The sequence below is a fragment of the Patulibacter medicamentivorans genome, assembly GCF_000240225.1.
Taxonomy (GTDB): Bacteria; Actinomycetota; Thermoleophilia; order Solirubrobacterales; family Solirubrobacteraceae; genus Patulibacter; species Patulibacter medicamentivorans.
The window spans coordinates 1-1,755 of sequence record NZ_AGUD01000281.1 but is presented as its reverse complement, the minus strand read 5'-3'; the positions used below and the strand labels follow the sequence as shown (position 1 = coordinate 1,755).

Below are 1,755 nucleotides of genomic sequence, written 5' to 3'. Positions count from 1 at the left end.
GTGCTCGGCACTGCCGAGCGCACCAGGTGGCGAGATCCGAAGCGTCTACGCGCGCCTCACGCCGCCGGGACGTCGCGGCCCCAGAGCTCCTCGACCCGCTCCCGCCGCACGACGACCCGCGAGCGGCCGTCGCCGACGAAGACGACGGGCGGGCGCGGCACGCCGTTGTAGGTGTTGGCCATCGCGTAGCCGTAGGCGCCGGTGACCGGGGTCACGAGCACGTCGCCGGGGCGCGGGTCGTCGAGCCGGGCGTCGGCCACCAGCACGTCGCTCGACTCGCAGTGCTTGCCGACCACGCGGCAGGCCGTGCCCGCGCTGCCGGCGGCCAGGAAGCGGTCGGCGACCTGGACCTCGTAGCGGGCGCCGTAGAGCATCGGCCGCAGGTTGTCGGCCATCCCGCCGTCGACCGCGACCCAGGTCGAGACGTTGCGCTTGACCGTCTGGACCTCGTACAGCGTCACGCCCGCGCGCCCGACCAGCGAACGGCCGGGCTCGTCGGAGATCCGCACCCGGTCGCCGATCAGCGCCCGGACGGCGGCGACCTTGACCTGCACGTACTCCTCGACCGACGGCAGCTGCGCGACCTGGTCGGCGGTGTAGGCGACGCCCAGGCCGCCTCCGAGGTTGACCTCGTCGAGCCCGTCGGCCAGCGGCGCGATCGCCGCGACCGCCCGACGGAAGACGTCGAGGTCGAGCAGCTGGGAGCCGATGTGGAAGTGGAGCCCGTCGAGCCGCAGGGCGGGCAGGCCGCGAACGCGATCGATCGTCGTCCGCGTCTCGTCGATCCCGAGCCCGAACTTCGAGTCGGCCTGCCCGGTCGAGATCCCGTCGTGGGTCTCGCCGCGGACGTCGGGCGTAACCCGGATCGTGACCGGCTGCACCCGTCCGCGCTCGGCCGCGATCCGCGCCAGCCGCTCGACGTCGTCGCCGTTGTCGATCACGACGTGGCGGATCCCGTGCTCGACGGCCGCGACCAGCTCGGCCTCGGACTTCGCGTTGCCGTGCAGGTGGATCCGGTCGGGCGCGAATCCGGCGTTCAGCGCCAGCGCCAGCTCGCCGCCGGAGGCGACGTCGCAGCCGAGGCCCTCCTGCTCCAGCGTCCGCAGGACCGCCGTGCAGGGGCAGGCCTTCGAGGCGAACGAGACGTGGGCGCCCGGCGCGTGGCGCTCGAACGCCGATCGGTAGGCGCGCGCCTGCGTCCGCAGGTCGTCCTCGACGACCACGTAGGCCGGGGTGCCGTGCTCGCGCGCCAGCTCGATCGCGTCGCAGCCGCCGAGCAGCAGCCGGCCGCGCTCGTCGAAGGCGCTGCCCAGCGGGTAGACGGCGAGGAGATCGTCGGCCATGGGCGCGGGATGATGCCATCCCGCCCCGCGACACCGAGGGCCGCGGTCAGTGCGAGGCGCCGAGCGTGTTCCCGAGCAGCTCGCCGAGCCCGGTCACGGTCCCGCCGAGGGCGTCGCCGAGTCCCCCGACCACCTGGCCGAGCAGGCTCTGTCGGCCGCCGAGCACGTTGGCCAGGCCGTCGGTGGTGGCCGTCGTGGTGTTGGCCAGCGCCGCAGTGGTGTCCTTGAGCCCGTCGCCGAGGTTCGCCTGGCGCGGGGTCGATCCGGCGCCGGAGTCGACGGGCGGCCGGGTCGGACGCGCGGGGGTCTGCGATCCGCCACCGCCGGCGTCGGCGTCGGTGGCGACCGGCGTGCGGGCGGGCCGGCGCGCCTGCTGGGACGCGGACTGGCGGGCGGCGGCCGCCGGCCCCTG

General features: G+C 75.3%; 1 protein-coding gene and 1 pseudogene. Both read right to left on the bottom strand.

What is annotated here, in order from left to right; genetic code table 11:
* Positions 1-56: 56 nt before the first annotated feature.
* The gene (lysA, locus tag PAI11_RS19480) at positions 57-1,343 is read right to left on the bottom strand and encodes a diaminopimelate decarboxylase (RefSeq protein WP_007578033.1); all 1,287 of its coding nucleotides are present in this window, start codon (positions 1,341-1,343) and stop codon (positions 57-59) included.
* Positions 1,344-1,389: 46 nt separating this feature from the next.
* Positions 1,390-1,755: pseudogene (locus PAI11_RS27530) on the bottom strand (hypothetical protein); the annotation flags it as partial.

Excerpts from the sequence above, each read along its gene's own strand:
- lysA (WP_007578033.1), bottom strand. The coding sequence starts at position 1,343 with ATGGCCGACGATCTCCTCGCCGTCTACCCGCTGGGCAGCGCCTTCGAC.